General features: G+C 32.8%; 17 protein-coding genes. 7 read left to right on the top strand and 10 right to left on the bottom strand.

Going from position 1 to position 21,689, the window contains the following annotated elements; genetic code table 11:
• Window positions 1-263 precede the first annotated feature (263 nt).
• The 4 genes from Q1B37_RS21765 to Q1B37_RS21750 form a co-directional block, all read right to left on the bottom strand.
• A complete protein-coding gene (locus Q1B37_RS21765) occupies window positions 264-2,939 on the bottom strand; it encodes a TonB-dependent receptor (RefSeq protein ID WP_299902486.1) in 2,676 nt (891 codons plus the stop codon).
• Between the two features lie 200 nt (window positions 2,940-3,139).
• Window positions 3,140-4,987 carry a glutamine--fructose-6-phosphate transaminase (isomerizing) gene (glmS, locus tag Q1B37_RS21760; RefSeq protein WP_299604888.1) on the bottom strand — a complete coding sequence of 616 codons (1,848 nt, stop codon included), beginning with the start codon at window positions 4,985-4,987 and terminating at the stop codon, window positions 3,140-3,142.
• Window positions 4,988-5,005: 18 nt separating this feature from the next.
• Window positions 5,006-6,742, bottom strand: a complete 1,737-nt coding sequence (locus tag Q1B37_RS21755; RefSeq protein ID WP_299902484.1) for a DUF4270 domain-containing protein — start codon at window positions 6,740-6,742, stop codon at window positions 5,006-5,008.
• A gap of 13 nt (window positions 6,743-6,755) precedes the next feature.
• Window positions 6,756-7,565, bottom strand: coding sequence for a glycogen/starch synthase (locus tag Q1B37_RS21750; protein ID WP_299606336.1), 810 nt, complete (start codon window positions 7,563-7,565; stop codon window positions 6,756-6,758).
• A 108-nt stretch (window positions 7,566-7,673) separates the two neighbouring features.
• On the opposite strand from Q1B37_RS21750, the gene panC reads away from it, so the two are divergent.
• The 5 genes from panC to radA all read left to right on the top strand — a co-directional run bounded on the left by panC (window position 7,674) and on the right by radA (window position 12,622).
• Window positions 7,674-8,525: a pantoate--beta-alanine ligase gene (gene panC / locus Q1B37_RS21745; RefSeq protein WP_299902482.1), complete on the top strand. Its 852-nt coding sequence runs from the start codon at window positions 7,674-7,676 to the stop codon at window positions 8,523-8,525.
• A gap of 19 nt (window positions 8,526-8,544) precedes the next feature.
• Window positions 8,545-8,895, top strand: coding sequence for an aspartate 1-decarboxylase (gene panD / locus Q1B37_RS21740; protein ID WP_299604885.1), 351 nt, complete (start codon window positions 8,545-8,547; stop codon window positions 8,893-8,895).
• A gap of 4 nt (window positions 8,896-8,899) precedes the next feature.
• Complete coding sequence (locus tag Q1B37_RS21735) at window positions 8,900-9,877, top strand: lysylphosphatidylglycerol synthase transmembrane domain-containing protein (RefSeq protein WP_299902480.1); 978 nt, start codon at window positions 8,900-8,902, stop codon at window positions 9,875-9,877.
• Between the two features lie 108 nt (window positions 9,878-9,985).
• Complete coding sequence (locus Q1B37_RS21730) at window positions 9,986-11,134, top strand: alpha/beta hydrolase-fold protein (protein WP_299604883.1); 1,149 nt, start codon at window positions 9,986-9,988, stop codon at window positions 11,132-11,134.
• 120 nt (window positions 11,135-11,254) lie between these two features.
• Window positions 11,255-12,622 carry a DNA repair protein RadA gene (gene radA, locus Q1B37_RS21725; protein WP_299902477.1) on the top strand — a complete coding sequence of 456 codons (1,368 nt, stop codon included), beginning with the start codon at window positions 11,255-11,257 and terminating at the stop codon, window positions 12,620-12,622.
• 3 nt (window positions 12,623-12,625) lie between these two features.
• On the opposite strand, the gene Q1B37_RS21720 is transcribed toward radA, so the two are convergent.
• Window positions 12,626-13,657, bottom strand: coding sequence for an aldo/keto reductase (locus Q1B37_RS21720; protein WP_299902472.1), 1,032 nt, complete (start codon window positions 13,655-13,657; stop codon window positions 12,626-12,628).
• Window positions 13,658-14,146: 489 nt separating this feature from the next.
• Here Q1B37_RS21720 and Q1B37_RS21715 point away from each other — a divergent pair, with 489 nt between their 5' ends.
• Window positions 14,147-14,365, top strand: a complete 219-nt coding sequence (locus tag Q1B37_RS21715; RefSeq protein WP_299902469.1) for a hypothetical protein — start codon at window positions 14,147-14,149, stop codon at window positions 14,363-14,365.
• A 309-nt stretch (window positions 14,366-14,674) separates the two neighbouring features.
• Here Q1B37_RS21715 and Q1B37_RS21710 read toward each other — a convergent pair whose 3' ends face one another.
• Entirely contained in the window at window positions 14,675-14,971 is a 297-nt protein-coding gene (locus Q1B37_RS21710) for a hypothetical protein (protein WP_299604878.1), read from the bottom strand.
• Window positions 14,972-15,105: 134 nt separating this feature from the next.
• Window positions 15,106-15,726 carry a hypothetical protein gene (locus Q1B37_RS21705; protein ID WP_299604877.1) on the bottom strand — a complete coding sequence of 207 codons (621 nt, stop codon included), beginning with the start codon at window positions 15,724-15,726 and terminating at the stop codon, window positions 15,106-15,108.
• Window positions 15,727-16,057: 331 nt separating this feature from the next.
• Here Q1B37_RS21705 and Q1B37_RS21700 point away from each other — a divergent pair, with 331 nt between their 5' ends.
• The gene (locus tag Q1B37_RS21700) at window positions 16,058-16,465 is read left to right on the top strand and encodes a hypothetical protein (protein ID WP_299902466.1); all 408 of its coding nucleotides are present in this window, start codon (window positions 16,058-16,060) and stop codon (window positions 16,463-16,465) included.
• 71 nt (window positions 16,466-16,536) lie between these two features.
• Here Q1B37_RS21700 and Q1B37_RS21695 read toward each other — a convergent pair whose 3' ends face one another.
• The 3 genes from Q1B37_RS21695 to Q1B37_RS21685 all read right to left on the bottom strand — a co-directional run bounded on the left by Q1B37_RS21695 (window position 16,537) and on the right by Q1B37_RS21685 (window position 21,668).
• Window positions 16,537-17,496, bottom strand: coding sequence for an OmpA family protein (locus Q1B37_RS21695; RefSeq protein WP_299902463.1), 960 nt, complete (start codon window positions 17,494-17,496; stop codon window positions 16,537-16,539).
• Window positions 17,497-17,610: 114 nt separating this feature from the next.
• On the bottom strand, window positions 17,611-18,375 hold the full coding sequence (locus Q1B37_RS21690) for an exodeoxyribonuclease III (protein ID WP_299604871.1): 765 nt from the start codon (window positions 18,373-18,375) through the stop codon (window positions 17,611-17,613).
• Window positions 18,376-18,386: 11 nt separating this feature from the next.
• Window positions 18,387-21,668 (bottom strand): CHAT domain-containing protein, encoded by a 3,282-nt coding sequence (locus Q1B37_RS21685; RefSeq protein WP_299902462.1) that lies wholly within the window; start codon window positions 21,666-21,668, stop codon window positions 18,387-18,389.
• Window positions 21,669-21,689: the final 21 nt, after the last annotated feature.

Here is a 21,689-nt window from a genome sequence, read left to right as displayed (position 1 = left end):
ATATACGTTTTTTTATCAATTCTTTAAAAAAAAGTTAAAATCATGTGTTTTTCCTAATCTTAAGCCTTCTATTATGACAATTATTCTTTTTATTAAAGCTATACTTACTTTTTATATAATTACAACCTTAATGACTCAGTGAAATTAATCAGGGAAAATTCATCTTTTTTCATAAAAAAAGCCCGTCCAATAAATTTGGACGGGCTTTCTATATTTGTTTTGATTTTTACAACCTGAAGATTGTAATATAATAATATTTCAAATTAAAAATTATTAATCGTAAGACCTAGGTAATACTGTGAACCAATAGGAGCAGTTCCTACAGCAGTAAAGTACTCACCTCCTCCAATATTTGTTCCACCTAATTTAAGCGTAGTTTTAAGAGAAGGAATCCTATAATTAAGCTGCGCATCAAAAACAGTAAATGATGGCACTTCTCCCACAGCAAAAGCAGATTCCCAAACATAATCTCCACTCCATTTAACTACGGTATTAAATCCGAAATTTGTAAATAAGTTATCATGTCCAAAGTTTGCTTTTACCTTATGCTCTGGTGTATTAAAGTTAGTTCTAAAACCTGGATCTTCTTCTTGATCAAAATCTTGCTTCGCATACGTATAACTAGCTCCTAAATCAAAATCTCCAAATACTTTAGCACTAATTCCAAGAACAGCACCGTATGAATTGATATCTACATCAGAGTTAGTGATCGCCTGAAAACCAGCAAAATTACCAGTTGCAATTGCAGCTTGAGCCTCTGCGCTACCCACAGAACCATCAAGAGGACTTACTACATCAACAGTAGAGATAAAATCTTGATACATATTATAATATCCACTAAGATCTAATAATAATTTACCGAAGTCAGCTCGATATCCAATTTCGATTGCTGTAACCTTTTCAGGTTGTACAATATCAGGATTTGCAATTTCTAATGGAGCTGTTCCACCAGATCTGATAAAAGCTTCTACAGACTCTGCAGTATACGAATTTTCGTAAGCAGCACGCCCAGTTACAGTCGTTCCATTAATATCTCTAGAATATCTATCTAAGTTATCTGGAGCAGAACCAACAATTGCTCCTTCACCGATATCAAGACCTAAGTATAAATCCTGTGTAGTAGGATTTCGAAATCCAGTTTGTATTGAGGCACGTAGATTTCTATTTCTATTTTTACCTAAAGTATATCCAATAGAAAATCTAGGTGAAAAATTACCATCAAAAAGCTGAGACTTATCATAACGAACAGATCCCGTAAGCTTTAATCGATCATCTAATAACTTCTTTTGAATTTGAGAATAAACTCCTAATTCAGAATAATTAATTGCTCCATCAAAATCAGTGTAAAAAGTCCCTGCAGAATTTAAAGAGTATTCTCTAAACGATCCTCCAACCTGAATATCTGCAAAGTTATTCGTGATATGACCAAGATTATAATTTGCATCTACGTGTCTTAACTCAGTTTTGGATTTAAATCTAGATCCCGTCTGGAAATCAGGAGTGTTAGTAACTTCGTTAAATGCATTTCGGAAATCAGTAGATCCAGGCACAAAACGTCCTGTATCAGCAGCTATTCTTGCTGCCTCATGTCTTTGTTGATCCGTTCCAGCTGCTGTAGCAAAAGCTGTAGCATAATCACTGAACCAGTCTTCATCACTTTTCCATCTTCTGTTAATATTGATTCCAGTAAAACGTAAGTCATAAGTATCTCCAGCATCTTCTGCTGAGATATAACCTCTTACAAAGAAGTTATCATTTTTTACCTCTAATTTATGTTGTTGAAAAAAGAAATCATTTAGAGAGAATCTATTAGAATCCTGAAATATTGTTTGTCCTTTTCCTAATTTACCGGCATATATAATTTCAAAGTCATTATGGAAAGGCTTATAGTGCACAGCTCCATCAAACTTAATACTTTCTGCATTATAGTCTGTTAAATCTGATTCATTATAACCTGTTCTGGTAACAACTCCTGCACCAGGAAGAATAGCTCTTACTTCATCTCCATACACATTTAATCCATTATAGGCAGGATCTGTTAATCTGCTTTCTCCAGGGTTTTCTATATTTTCTTCACTTACAGCAAACCAATCAGTTGCTGTTAAATATGAGAAGTTCACTTTTGCTGCTATATTATCTGTAAAAGCATGAGCCACTCTAACACCAACATCATAGAAATCATTAGTCCCCGCTGCATCCTGAGAGGTAAATCCTCCTTTAGCATAAGCACTAATTCCTTGCTTATCAAAAGGACTTTTACTCGTCATAAATAATATACCGTTAAATGCATTTGCTCCATATAACGCAGAAGAAGCTCCTGGAAGAAGCTCGACATTCTCTACATCCAATTCATTCATACCAATAAGGTTACCCAAGGCAAAATTTAGGGATGGAGACGTATTATCCATTCCGTCAATCAATTGCACGAAACGAGTATTGGTAAATGAAGCAAAACCTCTTGTGTTAATTGATTTAAAAGTTAAACTATTAGTATTTACATCAACTCCTTTAAGGTTTTCTAAACCATCATAAAAATCAACTGATGGTGTATTTTTAATTTCTTTCACACCAAATCGTTCAATACTTACCGGTGATTCGAATAATCTTTCTGGAGCTCTCGAAGCAGAGATTACAATCAAGTCTAATACATTTCCTTCTGTCAACACAATTACCACTTCTTCTGCCGCAGAAGTCACTTCTATAGAACTTTCTTCATATCCAATACTACTTGCTGTAATTGTAAATGGTGGTTTTTTGGTAACTGTCAGTGTAAACACTCCATCAAAATTGGTAACCGTCCCAATAGACTCTCCTTTTAAGGAGATATTGGCTCCTGGTATTGGCTGATTAAAATCATCAACTACCTTACCATTAATTGTAGTTTGAGCATTACTAATGAAGCACATCAATAAAGCTACAATGAATGTAATTTTTTTCATAAAATAGGTTATTTTAATTTTAAGTTTATTTGGGGAACTTAAATTATTGAAAATGAATCTGTTCAGATTCGGTCGCGAAACTAACAAAAAAATATTATTCACGCATAATGTTTTTTCATTTTTTTATCGATAAAATGCAAAAAAGTACGATATATCGTACTTTTTTGTATAAAAATGATGTATTTTATCGATTGTAAATCTTATTCTACTGTAACTGATTTAGCTAAATTCCTTGGTTGATCTACATTTTTACCAAGCATTACCGCAATATGATATGACAATAACTGCAATGGTATAGTAGTTAAAAGCGGCGTTAAGAATTCTATAGTTTCAGGTATTTCAATAACATGATCTGCTAAAGCTTTTACTGTTTCATCTCCTTCGGTAACAATTCCGATAATCTTTCCTTTTCTGGATTTAATTTCCTGAATATTACTTACTACCTTTTCATAATGACCTTTTTTCGTAGCTATGACAACTACAGGCATATGCTCATCAATTAAAGCAATCGGTCCATGTTTCATTTCTGCAGCAGGATATCCTTCTGCATGTATATAAGAAATCTCCTTTAATTTTAACGCTCCTTCTAGGGCTACCGGAAAATTATACCCTCGTCCCAAGTATAGAAAGTTTCTCGCGCTCTTATAAGTATCAGCAATCAATTTAATATGATCATTAGATTCTAATGCATCTTTTACCTTTTCTGGAATACGTTCTAATTCTTGAAGGTAGTAATGGAAATCACTATTAGAAATTGTTCCCTTTCTTTCCGCTAGCTTCAATGCAATCAGTGAGAGTACTGTTATCTGAGTAGTAAAGGCTTTGGTAGAAGCTACTCCAATTTCTGGACCAGCGTGTGTGTATGCACCAGCGTGTGTTTCTCGTGAAATCGAAGAACCAACAACATTACATACTCCAAATACAAATGCTCCTCTCTCCTTAGCTAATTTAATAGCCGCCATAGTATCTGCTGTTTCACCACTTTGTGAGATCGCAATTACAACGTCATCTTGATGAATTACAGGATTTCGATATCTAAATTCAGAAGCATATTCTACTTCTACGGGAATTCTAACAAGTTCCTCAAAAATATATTCTGCTACCAAACCAGCATGCCAAGAAGTACCACAAGCAATCACGATAATACGTTTTGCATTAAGAAGTTTCGCCAGATTATCATCGATTCCTGCCATCTTTATGATTCCCTCCGCTACTCTTATTCTTCCTCTATAGGTATCACTAATAGCATTTGGTTGTTCATAAATTTCTTTCAACATAAAGTGATCATAACCACCTTTTTCAATCTGTTCCAGATTTATTTGCAACTCCTGAAGATAAGGGTCTACTAAGCTATCATCCTTTATTTTACGAACCTTTATACCTTTCTTTCTACGAACGATTGCCATTTCACCATCTTCAAGATATATAGCGTTATTCGTATACTCGATAAAAGGAGATGCATCAGAAGCTATAAAAAATTCGTCCTCACCAACACCTATTGCCAAAGGACTTCCTAATCTAGCCACTACAATTTCATCAGGTTTGCGCCTATCAAAAACGGCGATAGCATATGCTCCAATTGTTTGATTCAATGCTATCTGAACAGCCTTACCTAACTTGACATTTTCTTTGGTTTTTACATCTTCTATTAGATTCACAAGAACCTCTGTATCAGTTTCTGAAGTAAAAGTATAACCTCTATTGATAAGCTCTTTTCTTAGAGATTCATAATTTTCAATAATTCCATTATGAATAATAACTAAGTCCCCTGAATTTGAATAATGAGGATGAGAATTGACATCATTAGGCACACCATGCGTTGCCCATCTGGTATGACCAATTCCTACACTTCCATTTGTAGAAATTTCTTTAACTAACCTATCTTCCAGATCAGCCACTTTACCTTTGGTTTTAGATAATTTTATCTCATTTCCATCATATAGAGCAATCCCTGCAGAGTCGTAACCCCTATACTCTAACCTCTTAAGCCCTTTTAATACAATTGGATAGGCCTCCCTATGACCTATATACCCTACTATTCCACACATAATTTAATTTTTTGTTGATTAATTGGTTGTTGATTCTGTATAAAAAATATCAAGCTTTAATCGCTTTTCTTCCGGAACATTTGCTCCGTTCCCATAAAGAATTGTTCCTTCATGAGAAATTACTGACGAAAAGGGGATAATTTCGTCTTCTGTATTCGTGGGGGTAAATCCTTCAGCAGTATTTATAACGTTAACATTCTGAGAAACAGACACTCCTAGTCTTAAGTTATCTTCATCCTCATTTAACAAGTTAATGATATGCCTTGTTAACTTAATTTTATAGAACTCTCCATTATCATCACTATCTCTAGCAATAGGCTCTAAATGTTCGATAATAGAAACGATAGGATTAGCTGCATTTGATGTCGGATCAGCCTGATAATCTACCAGTACTTCTCCTGTATCAACATTAAAAATATAAATTCTTTCTGGTTCTGCATCTCCAGAAATAACAGCATCCTGATTTATATAAAATTTCATACTGGCTTCATTAATAAGCCAATTTTGTCTTCTTAAAAAGTCTAATTCATTTTCCAATTCTCCATCTTCATTTAAGATATCACCATTAAACAAATCCACAACAATATATGAACCTTCTCCTCCTTTTAAGTATAAATTCTCTTCTCCATTAATCTCATCCTGACTTGCTAACTCATCTTCGATGGTTGTATTAAAATTAGTCTCAATACTATTAACAACGTTATTGGAAAAATTTAATACCAACTCTCCGGTATCCCTCAATAACTCTGTTACATCTCCATCTCCATCTTCATCTTCAGTATCTGCATTATCTGTTTCGAATGAATAGTGTAATGTTATATTTGTTTGGGCAATATCGAAAAAAACAAGAGTTCCTTCGGTTGTAATTGCTTCTGCTTTAAAATAGATCCCTCTAAAAAAGTTATGAAAATTATTAGCATTACTCAACTCCAAACTACCTTCTTTATCTAAAAACAAAGTAGTGAAATAGTTAATAAGCTCCTGATTTCCTTCCCTGATATCTTCCATAGTATTACCATCATTATCTGGATCAGGATTCAATGCGGTAGCAGCCGCAGCTGCATCCGTAGAGAGAAGTGCTAACCTTAATCCAGGAGTAATTGTTGAGACTTGAGGATCATCATCTTCATCAATATCCGTATCTTCCGATAACAAACGGATTTCATTGGAACTCACACGAAAATTATCTTCGGAAAATAATAATCTCTCTTCTACAGTAGGCCCAAAGTTTTCGATTATATCATTAGAAAAATATACTTGTCTAACTTCTGAACCTTGATCTACATCAAAATCTCTAAGAAAATAATCTGATTTATAAACGGAAAGATTTATAGCAGAAGAACCATACACTGAATCTATTTCAAAAGTGTTTACCACATCTCCATCATCGTTTGTCTCCGTTTCAGTAAGATCACTAAAATAGGGTAATCTTAAAACCACACTATCCAAGATAGCATCCCTGCCAAAAGTAGGACTAAATCTATCAGGCAACACTTGAGATAAAACATTATACGTAGATTGACCATAAACAGGGTCGTTATAAACACCTATTAAATAATTAGGCAACGCACTTGTTTGTACTCTCTCGAACCTTTTACTGTAAGCTATCGGAGTGGCATTGTATTCGTTATCTTGGAAATTAACACCTCCAATTACTTCACTTCCCACAGAATTAAAATCATCATCGCACGACACCACGGAAAAGACAACAGCTACCATAGCTGTTACTTTGATCAAAACTTTCTTCAAATTCATAATAGTTTTTTTGCTACACCAGCACCTCTGTTTGATAGAAGGCTTCATAGGCATCTGCAAATTCATCTGGTTTTTTATATTCTAATACAGGTTGATCTATTGTTTTTAAATGTTTAGAAAGTTCCTCAGGTATTTCCTCTGAACCAACTATAATGGCATCAGAGTTATCAATTGCAACCTTCATTACATTATCGTAAGTAGGCTTAGCTAAATCAGCGATTTTTTCTTCATCGATACCATCGAACTTTACTTTTTCCAACATATTACTATCCAAAGTACCTTTAAAACCATGATCATATACTGAAGTCACAATCTTACTATCATTAAACAATGGCTCATTTGCATAATAATTTCTTAGATACAATGGTAACATAGATGCTAACCAACCATGAACATGAATCACATCTGGCGACCAATTCAATTTCTTAACGGTCTCAATTACTCCTTTTGCAAAGAATATTGCTCTCTCATCATTATCTGGGAACAAGTTTCCTTCTTCATCCGTTAAAGTTGCCTTTCTTTTAAAATAGTCTTCATTATCAATAAAATAAACTTGCATCCTTTCTTTAGGAATCGACGCTACCTTAATAATTAGCGGCATATCTAAATCATTAATAACCAGATTCATTCCAGAAAGACGAATTACTTCGTGTAATTGATGTCTTCGCTCATTAATGTTTCCATATCTTGGCATAAAAATTCTAATTTGCCCGCCTTTGCTATTTACCATTCTTGGCGCTTCAAAAGACATGGATGAAATCTCAGTCTCTGGTAGGTAAGGTATTACTTCTGATGATACGTACAATATCCTCTTATCTTTCATATGATCTACTTTTCTCGTCTCCTTCGGAATAAATTTTTGCAAAATTACGAAAATTTATGTAGTCTGCCAGTAATATCTTATTTTTGCACGCCTTTAACTTTTAGATAGATGCGGGTACACGAGAAAAGACTGGACATTGAAAAGGATGTTGCAGACTTACAAAAACAAAATAAAACAATAGGTTTTGTCCCTACAATGGGAGCTTTACACGATGGCCATCTTGCTTTGGTACAACGAGCAATTAATCAAAATCAGATTGTTGTTGTAAGTATATTTGTAAACCCCAATCAGTTCAATAATTCTGCGGATCTTGTTAATTATCCTAGAACACTGGATGCAGATATCAAATTACTTTCCAAATTATCTAAAGATATTATTGTTTTTGCGCCAAGTGACCCAATCGAAGTTTATGGAAATAATTTGGACTCCATTTCATACGACTTTGAAGGATTGGAAAATGAAATGGAAGGGAAATTTAGGCCAGGACATTTTGATGGTGTAGGAACGGTTTTGAAACATTTCTTTACAATTGTATCTCCTACTAGGGCATATTTTGGAGAAAAAGATTTTCAGCAGTTACAAATTGTCAAAAAATTGGTAGAGATTGAAAAAATGTCAGTAGAAATAGTAGGATGCCCTATTTATCGAGAAGAAAGCGGATTAGCTCTAAGCTCAAGAAATAAAAGACTTAATAAAACACAACTTCAAGAAGCTCCTTTAATCTATAAAACATTACAACAAGTTAAAAATGACTTTGGCACAAAAAGTGTACTATCATTAACAGCATGGATATCAAAACAATTCGAAGCCAACGAAACACTCGAATTAGAATATTTCCAAATTGCTAAAGTATCTGATTTGAAATCGATTCAAAGAAAACAAAAGAACACTAAATATCGAGCTTTTATTGCGGTGTTTGCAGGAGAAGTAAGACTTATTGATAACATTGCCCTAAATTAAAAATAACTAAATTTGTAACATGTTTGTACACGTTGTAAAATCAAAAATTCATCGCGTTAAAGTAACTGGCGCAGACCTTAACTACATAGGTAGTATTACGATTGATCAAGATCTTATGGACGCTGCTAATATTATAGAAGGAGAAAAAGTTCAGATCGTAAACAATAATAACGGGGAAAGATTGGAAACTTATGCCATTCCAGGACCAAGAAATAGTGGTGAAATAACATTAAATGGAGCCGCAGCACGTAAAGTAGCTAAAGGTGATGTTTTAATACTTATTACCTATGCGATGATGGATATAGAAGATGCTAAAAAATTTAAGCCAGCACTTTTATTTCCTAATGAAGAAAATAATTTACTAAAATAATAGAGTGAATCCTAAACTCATTAAAATTTTAAAAATTGTACTCCCACTATTGTTGGGAGTTTTTTTAATTTGGTATTTTCTTAGTTCGGCAACCCCAGAATACAGAACACAATTATTACAAAATATAAAAAATGCAGATCCTATTTGGATAACTGCTTCTCTTATCTTAGGAATTATTTCTCATCTTTCTAGAGCCTATCGATGGAAATTTTTACTAAATCCTCTTGGACACTCTATTAAGTTTCACAATAGTTTTATGGCTATTATGATTGGATACCTTGCTAATCTTGGCGTTCCAAGATCAGGTGAGGTTCTCAGAGGAATAACTACATCTACCTATGAGAAAATTCCCTTTGAAAAGGCATTTGGAACTATTGTTTCTGAGAGAATTACAGATCTCATCATGCTTATCATCATTACCTCTACAGCAGGTATCTTGCAAACAGAGTATTTATTAAACTTTCTAGAAGAAAAAAACATAAACCCTCTTTTTACGTTAGGAGCAATTTTAGGGTTAATTTTTATTGGCCTTTTAGGATTAAAACTTCTGCAAAAGTCATCCAATAAATGGATTGTAAAAATCAAAGATTTTGGAATGGGGCTTTTAGATGGGATGAAAAGCATATTTAGCATGAAACAAAAATGGGCTTTTCTATTTCACACCATACTCATTTGGTTTTTATATGTTTTAATGTTTTATGTAATAAAATTTGCAGTTCCTAATTTACACAATGCATCTATTGGAATTATACTCGTAGCTTTTGTAGTAGGATCCTTTTCTATGTCAACCACCAATGGAGGAATTGGTATCTTACCGTTTCCGATTGTAGTTGGCGCAGTTTTTGTTTTCTTTGGTTATGCAAAGAGTGATGGAGAAGCTTTTGGTTGGATTCTTTGGGGCTCTCAAACCGCAATAAATATTGTAGTTGGAGCGTTATCATTTTTATTCCTTCCAATTTTAAATAGAAGCAAAACAAAATAACAGAATTATAAACCCCTTACAAACAATACATTGATTATTTTGAAGACTAATTTTAAAGGTCTAAAATAATTTATATCTTGCCCTCGCTTAACCTTAATCTTACTACTTATGAAGAAAAGTATATTTTTAATTCTCGTCACCTTCTTTACGTTTATCTCAAACGGTCAGGTAAAATATGAAACATTTAGATCACTAAAATTAGATCAGAATAGAGATTTAAAAATTCAATTACCTCGTAATTATGAAAAAAATGAAGATAAGATCTACCCAGTTATTATTGTCCTAGATGGTGATCATCTGTTCGAACCAGTAGCTGGTAATGTAGATTATTTTTCTTATTGGGAAGATATGCCAGAATCTATTGTGGTAGGTGTGTTACAAAGAAAAACAAGAGAAGATGATTGTAGGTATGATCTAGCAAGTTATTTGCCTGAAGGAAAAGGTGCTGCATTTTTTGAGTTTATAGGCCAGGAACTTTTGCCATACATCGACGAAAATTATAGAACTGCTCAGTTAAAAATGATCGTTGGACATGATTATACAGCTAATTTTATAAATTATTTTCTTTTTAAAGACAATCCTATTTTTCAAGCATATATTAATCTTAGTCCTGAGTTAGCACCACCAATGGAAGAACGTATCTTTAATGTATTAAGCAGTGCAAAATCGGATATGTGGTACTATTTAGCTACAGCAACCAATGATGCAGAGGTTATAAAAAAGAATCTAGTAAAAGTTGATGAAAAGCTATCCACTATAGAGAATCCAGAGGTTAATTATTTCTTCGACAATTTCGACGAATCTTCTCATTACACTTTGGTAGGTAGAGCGATTCCAAAAGCTTTAGAAACCATTTTTGAGATGTATCGCCCAATTAGTAAGAAAACATACAAAGAAGACATTCTTACTTTAGAGACTTCCTTATATGATCATCTTGTGGATATATATGATACTACCGAAAAATTATATGGATTCAAACGACAAATTAGAATTAATGATTTCATTGCAATTTCTACGGCAATAGAGAAAAAAGAATTGTGGGAAGAACTAGAGCCTTTAGGTAAATTAGCCATCAAAGAACATCCTGAGACTATGTTAGGATACTATTATCTTGGTTTAGGTTACGAACAACTTGGAGAACCTAAAAAAGCAATGCGAGCTTATGAAAATGGATTCTTGTTAAACGAAATCGCATTTCTTACCAAGGATTATATGTTAGAAAAAGTAAATAAAATCAAAGAAGATTTTGGTTATTAGTAGAAATCTCTACTTTTAAAACTAAAGAATAAAAAGATCCCTATTTTGGGGTCTTTTCTTTTTTATACTTTTTGAAAAGACAATATAAATAATAGTATTTTTACCTTCAATTAATAAGATATGGCCAAAACAAAAACTATTTTTTTCTGTCAGAATTGTGGTGCACAATATGCCAAATGGCAAGGACAATGTACTTCTTGCAAGGAATGGAATACCATTGCGGAAGAAGTAGTTCAAAAGGCTTCAAAAAATGATTGGAAAGACCCTAATACTTCAACTAAAGAACGTAGAGTTTCGAAACCACTCAAAATTTCAGAAATTGATACGAGTCACGAAGCAAGATACAATACCGATGATTCAGAATTAAACCGAGTTCTTGGTGGTGGATTAGTACCAGGGTCTCTTACGTTATTAGGTGGCGAACCTGGTATTGGAAAAAGTACATTACTATTACAAATTAGTCTAAAATTACCCTATAAAACTTTATATGTATCTGGAGAGGAAAGCCAGAAACAAATAAAAATGCGAGCGGAACGTATTCAGTCTAAAACAGATAATTGTTTAATCCTTACAGAAACGAAAACTCAGAATATCTTTAGACAAATCGAAGCTACAGAACCTGATATTGTAATTATTGATTCTATTCAAACCCTTCATAGTGATTATATAGAAAGTAGTGCTGGAAGTATTTCTCAGATCAGAGAATGCACTACGGAGTTAATAAAGTTTGCAAAAGAAACCGCTACTCCTGTAATTCTTATTGGTCATATCACCAAAGATGGAAATATAGCAGGACCTAAGATATTAGAACATATGGTAGATACTGTCCTTCAGTTTGAAGGAGATCGTAATCATGTCTATCGAATACTTAGAGCATTAAAAAATCGTTTTGGATCAACTTCAGAACTGGGAATATATGAGATGCTAGGAAGTGGCCTTAGAGAAGTTACTAATCCGAGTGAAATTCTGATCTCCAAGAAAGAAGAAGAACTAAGCGGAACTGCCATCGCCGCTACGGTTGAAGGTATGCGTCCTTTAATGATAGAAATTCAGGCATTAGTGAGTACCGCAGTGTACGGAACTCCACAACGCAGTGCTACTGGATATAACTTAAAACGATTAAACATGCTCTTGGCAGTATTAGAAAAACGTGCCGGATTTAGATTAGGAGCTAAAGATGTATTTCTTAATATTACTGGTGGTATTTCTGTGGATGATCCAGCGATTGATCTAGCGGTGGTTACGGCAATACTCTCATCCAATGAAGACATCCCTATTGCCAAGGATTTTTGTTTTGCTGCAGAAGTTGGACTTGCCGGAGAAATTAGACCAATTACAAAAGTAGAACAACGAATTCAGGAGGCCGAAAAACTAGGTTTCTCTACCATTTTTGTGTCTAAATACAATAAAATTTCGAATCCTGATAGCAGTATAAATATTCAACTTGTTGGTAAAATTGAAGATGTTGTTGAGTATTTATTTGGGTGATTCTTAAGGAGCTGGATTCGGAATTTGCGCATGAACTCCATTAATTTCATTGAGTATTTCATCAGACAATACCAAATCAATACTCCCTATATTTTCTTCTAATTGCTGTATCGAAGTCGCTCCAATGATATTACTAGTAACAAATGGTTGTTGATTCACAAAAGCCAATGACATCTGGGTTAAACTCATATCATACTTCTTTGCAATTTCATTGTACAATCGAGTAGCTCTATAACTATTTTCATTCATATATCGATTGTAATTCGGAAAAAGATCAACTCTAGAGTTCTTAGGGATTTCATCTAGGTACTTTCCTGTTAGCATACCAAAACCTAATGGTGAATATGGTAAGTGCCCCATATCTTCTCTGTGTAGAATCTCAGCAAGCCCAATTTCATCCTTACGGTTCAAAAGGTTATAAGGATTTTGTACCGTAATCATTTTAGGAGCTCCTTTTCTTGCTTCTTCTACATAACGCATTAAACCATAAGCAGATTCGTTAGAGACACCGATCTGTCTAATTTTACCTTGTTTTACAAAATCATTTAGATACCCTAAAACCTCAGCAAAATTATCTTTCCAAGGATCATTTTCATCATGAGTATATCCTAGTTTCCCAAAATAATTAGTCTGTCTTTCTGGCCAATGTAATTGATATAAATCGATATAATCCGTTTGTAACCTTTCCAAACTCTTATGAATCGCATCTTCTAACTCTGATTTACTAAATCCACCTGTTCTTATATGCTTGGAGAATTCTGCAGGTCCTACAATTTTAGAAGCGATTACTACATCATCTCTTTTACCAGATTTCTTTAACCAACTACCAATGATTCGCTCTGTACTTCCTTGAGTTTCTTTTTTAGCAGGAACGGAATACAATTCGGCAGTATCAATAAAATTTACACCTTTATCAATAGCATAATCAATTTGCTCATGACCTTCTGCTTCAGAATTCTGTTCTCCCCAAGTCATAGATCCCAAACATATTTTACTAATTTTTATATCCGTATTCGGTAACGTAGTATACTTCATATAATCGACTTAATTTTTTGGAAATATAAAGACTCAAAATTAAAAAGTCTCTTATTAGATATTCTAAAAATTATCATAATTAAACTCTGAACTGAGGATCTTCTCTACAATATTGACCAAATAATCTACAATTTCATCTGGTGAAACAAAATCCAAACAAAAACAAAACACTGAATAACAGTTACTTATGAAATTTTTATTATTTTGGTATTATTGTTTCTATACATATTTCGAACATTAGCAATGATGAACAAAAAGCACTAATAATAATACCAACCAAAAAAACAGAGTTGTTTCTTTTTTCAACTCACTACTCTTATAACCTGATAAAGAGCTTCTATTTTAAGAAGCTCTTTTTTTGTGTCTAAAAATCGTTTATACAAAAAACATATATAATAATATATAATAATATATAATAATAACGTTTTTTATATATATTTTTATATCTTTAAAGAAGATTTCACTCACTTTTTTATATAAAAATACAATATGCTTAATACGTATTACAAAAATCTAACTAAAGAAAATAAACAACTAGCCATACAACGGATTGCATTCAAAACCGCTTTTACGGAAAAAATTGTGGAAAGAGTTTTACATCGTTATAATCCTCTTATTGAAATTCAGAAGAATAGAGTGGTGATTCATAAAAACTCATATCATAGACTTGTACGAGAAATTTATAAAGAATATTTGGTGACCACCTAAAAAAAACGGATGCAGTTTTACCCCATAACTACATCCGTTTCACAACTAACCAACCTAAAAAATTAATTCCTCACCCATCCAACCATATTATCTTTTTAGATTGATATAAAAGTATGATCTAAATGGTTGTTATGAAACCGATAATGAGGGAAACCGCATTCTGAGTGAGGGAAATAATATATTTTCTTATGGAGCTATTACCAATGTCTTCTTAATGACTTGTATTTAAAAAATAGAAGATAAAATCTAAATATGTAGGTCTAGAGAAATTGTATAAAACAAAAAAAGCGCTTATTGCGCTACATAAATTTACGACATCGGTAATATTTCTATCACTTTGCCGTATACGTTTTTGGTCCATCCGTTGATGCGACCTCGGTTATTACCGATCAGTAATCCTCGTTTTACATTTTTTCCTTTAACTAAATGTGTAAAACAGTTTCCTCTTACTTTACAAAAAACAATATCTCCTGCTTCGCAGTCTTCCCAATTAACAGGTTCCAGAATAACAGGTTGTTTAGATTGTAAAATAGGTAACATAGAATTACCTGGTTCTTTGGAGACAATCGTCTCTCCATTCAATAGTTTTTGAATTTTCCAATTCATAATCATAGTTTTAAAAATTAATACATAATTCAAAAACTATGGAGTATGGATATTACAAAGAACTCGTACTAATGTACATTGCAAATATAACTATTTTTTTAAAGCTCTCTTATTATATAGATTAGACAAGAATACTACTGGTCATCTTCATCATAGTCATTTTCTTCATCATAGTCATCTTCATCATCATAATCCTCTTGATAATCATCCTGTTTATCTTGTTGTTCATCTCTTCGTTTATTCGCTTTTTTGGTAACCCCACATTTTCTGCGAACAATTCTTTCTGAAAGTGTTGCGGCGTTTCTTGCATGACTTTCAGAAGTACGACCATCTTTCATGATGGCATCGTACACCGATTTATTTTCTATAAGTCCTCTTAAAATACAAGGGAAACCAGGACTATCCTTTCCTTTATAACGGCTTTTTTTCTTTGGCTTGGTAACCAACTCATTAAATAAACGCCCTTTGAGCACTCTATCTTGCTGCACCTCCACGATAAACTTGTACAATAAGTTTTCGTCTTCGGATTCCATATCATTTACTTTATCCAATACGTTAGAGTACTCATCATTAGTAAAATCGAAATATTGATAAAAATCGAAGTAACTCCCTTGATCTTCTTTCTGCTCTTCTCCATCTTCCGAGTACTCATCACTTTCTGTTCCTTCTTCCTCATAGTACTCCTCTTCACTTTCCTGACTTACTCCTTTACACACAAAAAATAGTAGTAGTATAAAAATAGGTAACTGCTTCATTTTATTCATAGTTTTTATTTGATTTGGGTATTATAAACGTCTGATACTGCTGTTTTGTTATCTGTTTTACTGGATTTTACGCTTTTATAACAGGAAGCAATGTAAACTTTTTCAATTTGTTATGAAAATTTACAGCACTTCTATGCATATTTAAGAATTTTATTTTTTGTTTGCTAAATTCGTGGCACACTTTTTGGAAACTTCAAATTAAATTGGTTATTTTAAACCAAGTTTTTAAGATAACTTTAATAATAAAATTATAATTATTCCGTTAGGAATACGTGAAATCAAATACGTAGTTTTGATACTAAATTTATAACACCCAAATATTATGAAAAAACTAATGCTACTTTTATTCTTAGTAGGTGCAGGAGTAACTGCAAACGCTCAAAGATATACAGATGCTGAGATTAATGAAAAATTTGTTAAAGAATTGTATCAACTTGCAACAGAAGTTGGTGAGATGACAGATCAAGTTACTGCTGAAGGAGGTGTCATTTCAATTCACAAAAGTAAAGGAACTGTATCGTTAGCAAGAGAAAGAGATAAAAGTTTACCTGTTGATATAGAGCACTATAAATTTAAGCTACTTACTTCTAATGGAAAATCTATAGCACTAGAAGATGATTTAATGCTAAATAAGGTAGTAGATAAGTTTTTTAATGTACTTACAAAAGTAAAAGAAGGTGCTAAACAAAATAGTAATGCAGAAATTAGAGCAATTCTAGATGGTCTGTAAAATTTAAAATAATATAAAGTACATAAAAAAGCGCTCCATTCGAGCGCTTTTTTTTTGCGGTTACACTAACCTTATATATCATTTAATAACTTAGAAATTTCATCTAACTTAGGTGTTAGAATCACTTCTATTCTTCTGTTTTTAGCTTTACCAGCAGATGTTTCGTTAGATGCTACTGGTGAGTATTCTCCTCTTCCGGCAGCGGTAAGGTTTTGCGCATCTATTCGTGGATTTTTTAGTAATAAATCTACAATAGCTGTCGCTCTTTTGGTAGAAAGATCCCAATTTCCTTTTAACTGTCCATTACCAGTATAAGGCACATTATCAGTATGTCCTTCTATCAATACAGCAATATCTGGGTTTTCTCCAAGAACAGATCCCAACTGTTTTACGGCTTGTCTTCCTTGGGTACCTACTGCCCAACTACCAGAATCAAACAACAATTTATTCTCCATAGAGATATACACCTTTCCATTTCTTTCTTCTACGGTTAGTCCTTTTCCTTCAAAATTTCTTAGTGCTTTAGAAATAGCAGATTTTAACGCTTGCATCTTAGCATCTTTAGCAGCAATTAGCCCTTCTAACTCATCTACACGTTTAGAACGGCTATCCAAATCTCTCTGTAGTTTTTCTAATCGATTACGCTCAGCTGCTAAGGTTCTTTCCTTTTCTTCTAATTGAGATAACAATTCTCGATTTCTCTTGTTATTTGCATTCAAAGCCTCTGCACTATTTTTTCCTAAGGCGTCATAGGAATTCTTTAGGTTTTCATAGTTTGAAGAAAGCGCATCGTATTTAGTTCGTAACTCGTCTCTCTCTGTCTTTGTTTTGTCATATGCTTCATTTAACTTATCCAGAGCTAACTTATCAGCATCGCTTTCCTTTTGTAATGCCTTATATTTATCTTGCAGAGAACGATTTTCTCTTTTTAATCGTGCATATTTTCCTTCTAGTTCTTTATGTACTTTAGAAGAAACACAAGAAGTGGCAAAAGCTCCAATAAAAATGATTATTAAAATTCTTTGTATCATATTTTTGTTTTTTCTGTTAGTCTAAGCAAGTCGAAGACTGATAAGATCTCATTATACTAATATAACACTTCGACAAGGTCAGTGTGACAATTTGGTATGTCAATTCTAAGTTTTTTATACGTCTAACTCTACCATGATTGGGCAATGATCACTATGTTTTGCTTCGGATAAAATGATAGCTCGTTCTAGTTTATCTCTTAAAGGTTCTGCTACCATTCCATAATCTAATCGCCAACCTTTATTATTCGCTCTGGCGTTAGCTCTATAGCTCCACCAAGAGTAATTATGAGGTTCTGAATTAAAATGCCTAAAGGAATCAATAAATCCACTCTCTATAAAATTACCGATCCATTCTCTTTCTACTGGTAAAAATCCTGATACATTTTTATTACGAACAGGATCATGAATATCAATTGCCTGATGACAGATATTGTAATCTCCTAGAATAACCAAATTAGGATACGTTTTTTTAAGTTCATCAACATATTCTTGTAGATCTGCCATATATTTTAACTTATGCTCTAATCGATCTAAATTAGTTCCACTTGGCAGGTACATACTCATGATAGATACTCCATCAAAATCAGCTCGCAGGTTACGCCCTTCATGATCCATATAGTCGATTCCAGTACCATATTCTATGTGGTTTGGTTCTGTTTTGGATAAGATAGCAACACCACTATATCCTTTTTTCTGTGCACTAAACCAATAATTATAGGAATATCCTGCTTCGGCAAAAACATCGAGTTCTAGCTGTTCCTTATTGGCTTTGATTTCCTGTAAGCAAATCACATCAGGATCTGCTTGTTGTAACCATTCTATAAAACCTTTTTTTAAGGCTGCACGAATTCCGTTTACATTATATGATATTATTTTCACGTATCTCTATTTTAATTCATGATTATGCCTGACCACTGATCAAAGCATTCTTTTTTTCTGTACCAAAACAAACTTACTAAGATCAGTGCTAAAACACCAAACCCAATCCACCAATATTTTGAACTGTCATTTTTCAACTCTATAACAGCTGTATCTCCTAATAGGTAAAATCCACCCCAATAATAGGGATGATTCGTTTCTTCATTGGTAGTGTTAAGAAATTGCAATTTTGCTTGCTGTAGTGCCTCTGCTTTGTTTTTACCGTCTTTTAAGTTTCGATAAAAATACTCCATAATTTTAGGGGTGGTTTCATCAGAAACTTCCCAGTTGGTTAATAGTAAACTTTTGGTTCCAGCATACTGAAAAGCATTTCCTAAGCTCATAATGCCTTCGCCTTTGGCAATTTTACCAGTTCCTGTATTACATGCACTCAAAACAGTAAGTTCTGCTGGAATATCTAACGCAAACAGTTCATGACTATACAGATAATTATCTTCTAGGGTATCCTTACTTTTGGTGAAATATAATTTTGAATTTTCTGGTCGTTCATTATCAACATCTCCGTGCAGAGCAAGGTGTAAAATATTATAAGCTCCTGCGTGTTGTTTAAAATTTTGTTCTGTTGCTTCTGAACCATAGAAATATTGACCATCTACAATATTTGCTATCGCACCGATTTCTTCTCGCGTTCCTGGTAAATCTACACCTACACTTCGTAAACTTCTTAAACGTACTTTGGTAGAGGCTATCTCTGTATTTTCTTCTCCTGAAAAAGAAAATGCCAAGCATTCTTGCAAAGGATTAGTCTCAGATTCTTGCTCTAAACTATCTCTAAATAATAAGGTAGCAGAATTGGCATAGGATATAGCATAATCCTTAAGCAAATATGGCCAATTCTTAGGATTGTTAGAAGGATCTTCTTGAGTTAGTAGTAAATCAAAATTAAGATGCCAAAGTGGACCATCTGGTACAATAATTAACTGATTACCTACTAATTCTTTGTTAATCGGTTCTACTAGGGTTTGATATAGATTATATGAAATACCCTTATACGCTTCATAATCTTTGGTAATAGCTCCTTGAAATTCTTTAACCTGCTCTTCTAATTTTGGAGTTGATAGTTCTTTTATAGCAATCTTGTTTTTTGAAATAGTAAAGGCATAGGTAGTACTATCTGCAGTAAAAAACTCTAATAAAGTCGTTTTGTCATCCAGTTTTTGTTGTACTTCTGCTACAGAAATTACGTTATTATCATATTTAAGCTGATGGTATTTAGGATAGTTATTTTCTAAAACCTCTACTAAAGAATCTTGCCGACGAGAAATATCGAAGAGTTTATTTTCATACCTTGAAAGTCTGGAAGAATCTACTTCTTTACTAGATAACTGTTCATTTACTTTGGATTGATAATAGGCTTTATCAATTCTTAGATCTCTTTCTAATATTATAAGATCAGATGATAATTCGGAAAAGCTTTTGGCATTGGTATTATTTAACAAATCTTTCAGAATATTGGATTTGCTTTTTTCCGAATAGTAGAAGGCTTGATATAAATCTTTATTTTTTTTTCTTTTTTCGTTTAATAAAATGTGACATTCGATTGCTCCTTTATAAGTTTCTTTGATTCTGTTTCCAAAATCTACCCTATCTTCGTACTGAACGTTTATCTTTTTTATTAAATTAAGTAAGGTATCAGCTTTTTTGAAAACCGTTATGCTTTTTTCAAGATTATTAATATTGTTGTTCTGAATATAAAGAGCTTTTAAAGCCTTAGCTTTTCTGTTAATTGTTATTAATGCCATCTCTAAATCTAAAAACTGATTAGAAATTGATTTACTTTTAAAATTTAACTTTAAGTTGGAAGTCAAAGCTTTGTTATAATAATTGATAGCTTTTTTGTAATTCCCTTCTCTCATAAATATTTTTGATATATTACTATAGGATCTTGAAAGTTCCGGATGATTTTTTTTAGAATAGACGCTAAAAACATCCAAAGCTTTTTTATAATTCTCCAGAGCGATTTTATCCAAACCTAACTCAAAATAACAATCTCCAAGGCTATTATAAGAGCTCGCAACCTCAGGATGATTTTCTCCTTGAGTACGAATTCTTATCTCCAAAGCTTTTTCGTAGTAATTTATTGCTTCATCATGTTTTTTTTTGATTTCCAGAATATTACCAATGTTATGATATTGCGTTGCTATAGAAGGATGGTTTTTTCCAAATACTTTTATTTTATTATTACGACTTTTCTCATAGTATTCTGTTGCTTTCTCATATAATTCTTTTTTTTGATAACAAGATCCTAAATTATTATATAAGACAGATATTAAATAATAGTTTTCAGCCTTTGTTCCCGCCTGTAATGTAAGCGCTTTTTTATAAAAACTCAATGCTTGATTAATCCTATTTTGATAATAAAATATATTTCCAAGACTATTATAACAGTATGGAATATATACCTTACCTCTGCCTTGTATATTTGAAAATAATTTTATAGATTTTTCAATATTATATGCTGCTTTTTCATACTGCCTCTTATCCTCATAAATTGTTCCTATGTTAAAGAAAAGAGCAGCAACATTAAAATCATTTTCTTTCCCCAAATCCATTCGAATTGTAAGTGCTTGAATATAGCTTTTTAAAGCCGTATTATATTCTCCTCTATCTTGAAGGACCTGGGCTATATTCTGATGAACAGCTGCTACTTTAGAATTAATATTACCTAAATTTTCAGTGTAAATTTTTAAAGCCATTCTTTGATAACTTAATGCTTTAGTAAAATTTGCCATTTTTCTGTTAACAAACCCTAAATTTTCATAGGATTTTGCTATTTCAAGATGATTTTCAGGGACTAATTTATGTCTGATTGATAGTGCTTTTTGATAATATTCTATAGTAGCTTTATAATCAAAAGTTTCAAATTCATAGTATAATCCAATATAATCAAGGGCTTTTGCTTTTTGAAGGCTATATGCATCTAAATAAGTATTGCAAATATTTAATGCTACCTTAGCAGATTTCAATGACTCTTCATATTTTGAATATTCAAAATAACTTTCGGAAATCCCATTATAACAACCTGCAACTCGCTCCCAAACTTTTGTTTTTTTGTATAGCGGCAATGCCTTTTCAAAATACACGATAGCACTATCTAACTTTCTATCTTCTAATAATGCATCCGCTTTTTTAAAATATTTAGCAGCTTGCAATGTATCTTGTCTAGTTGTATTTTGAGAAAAAATAACGTGTGTGGAAAACACAAAAATGACGATGGTTTTTAATAGTTTCATGGGGTTTGGTTTATAAGGGTA

It is taken from the genome of uncultured Aquimarina sp., from assembly GCF_947492965.1.
Taxonomy (GTDB): Bacteria; Bacteroidota; Bacteroidia; order Flavobacteriales; family Flavobacteriaceae; genus Aquimarina.
Note: the sequence above shows the minus strand (reverse complement) of the source record. Positions and strands in the feature narration are given on the sequence as shown.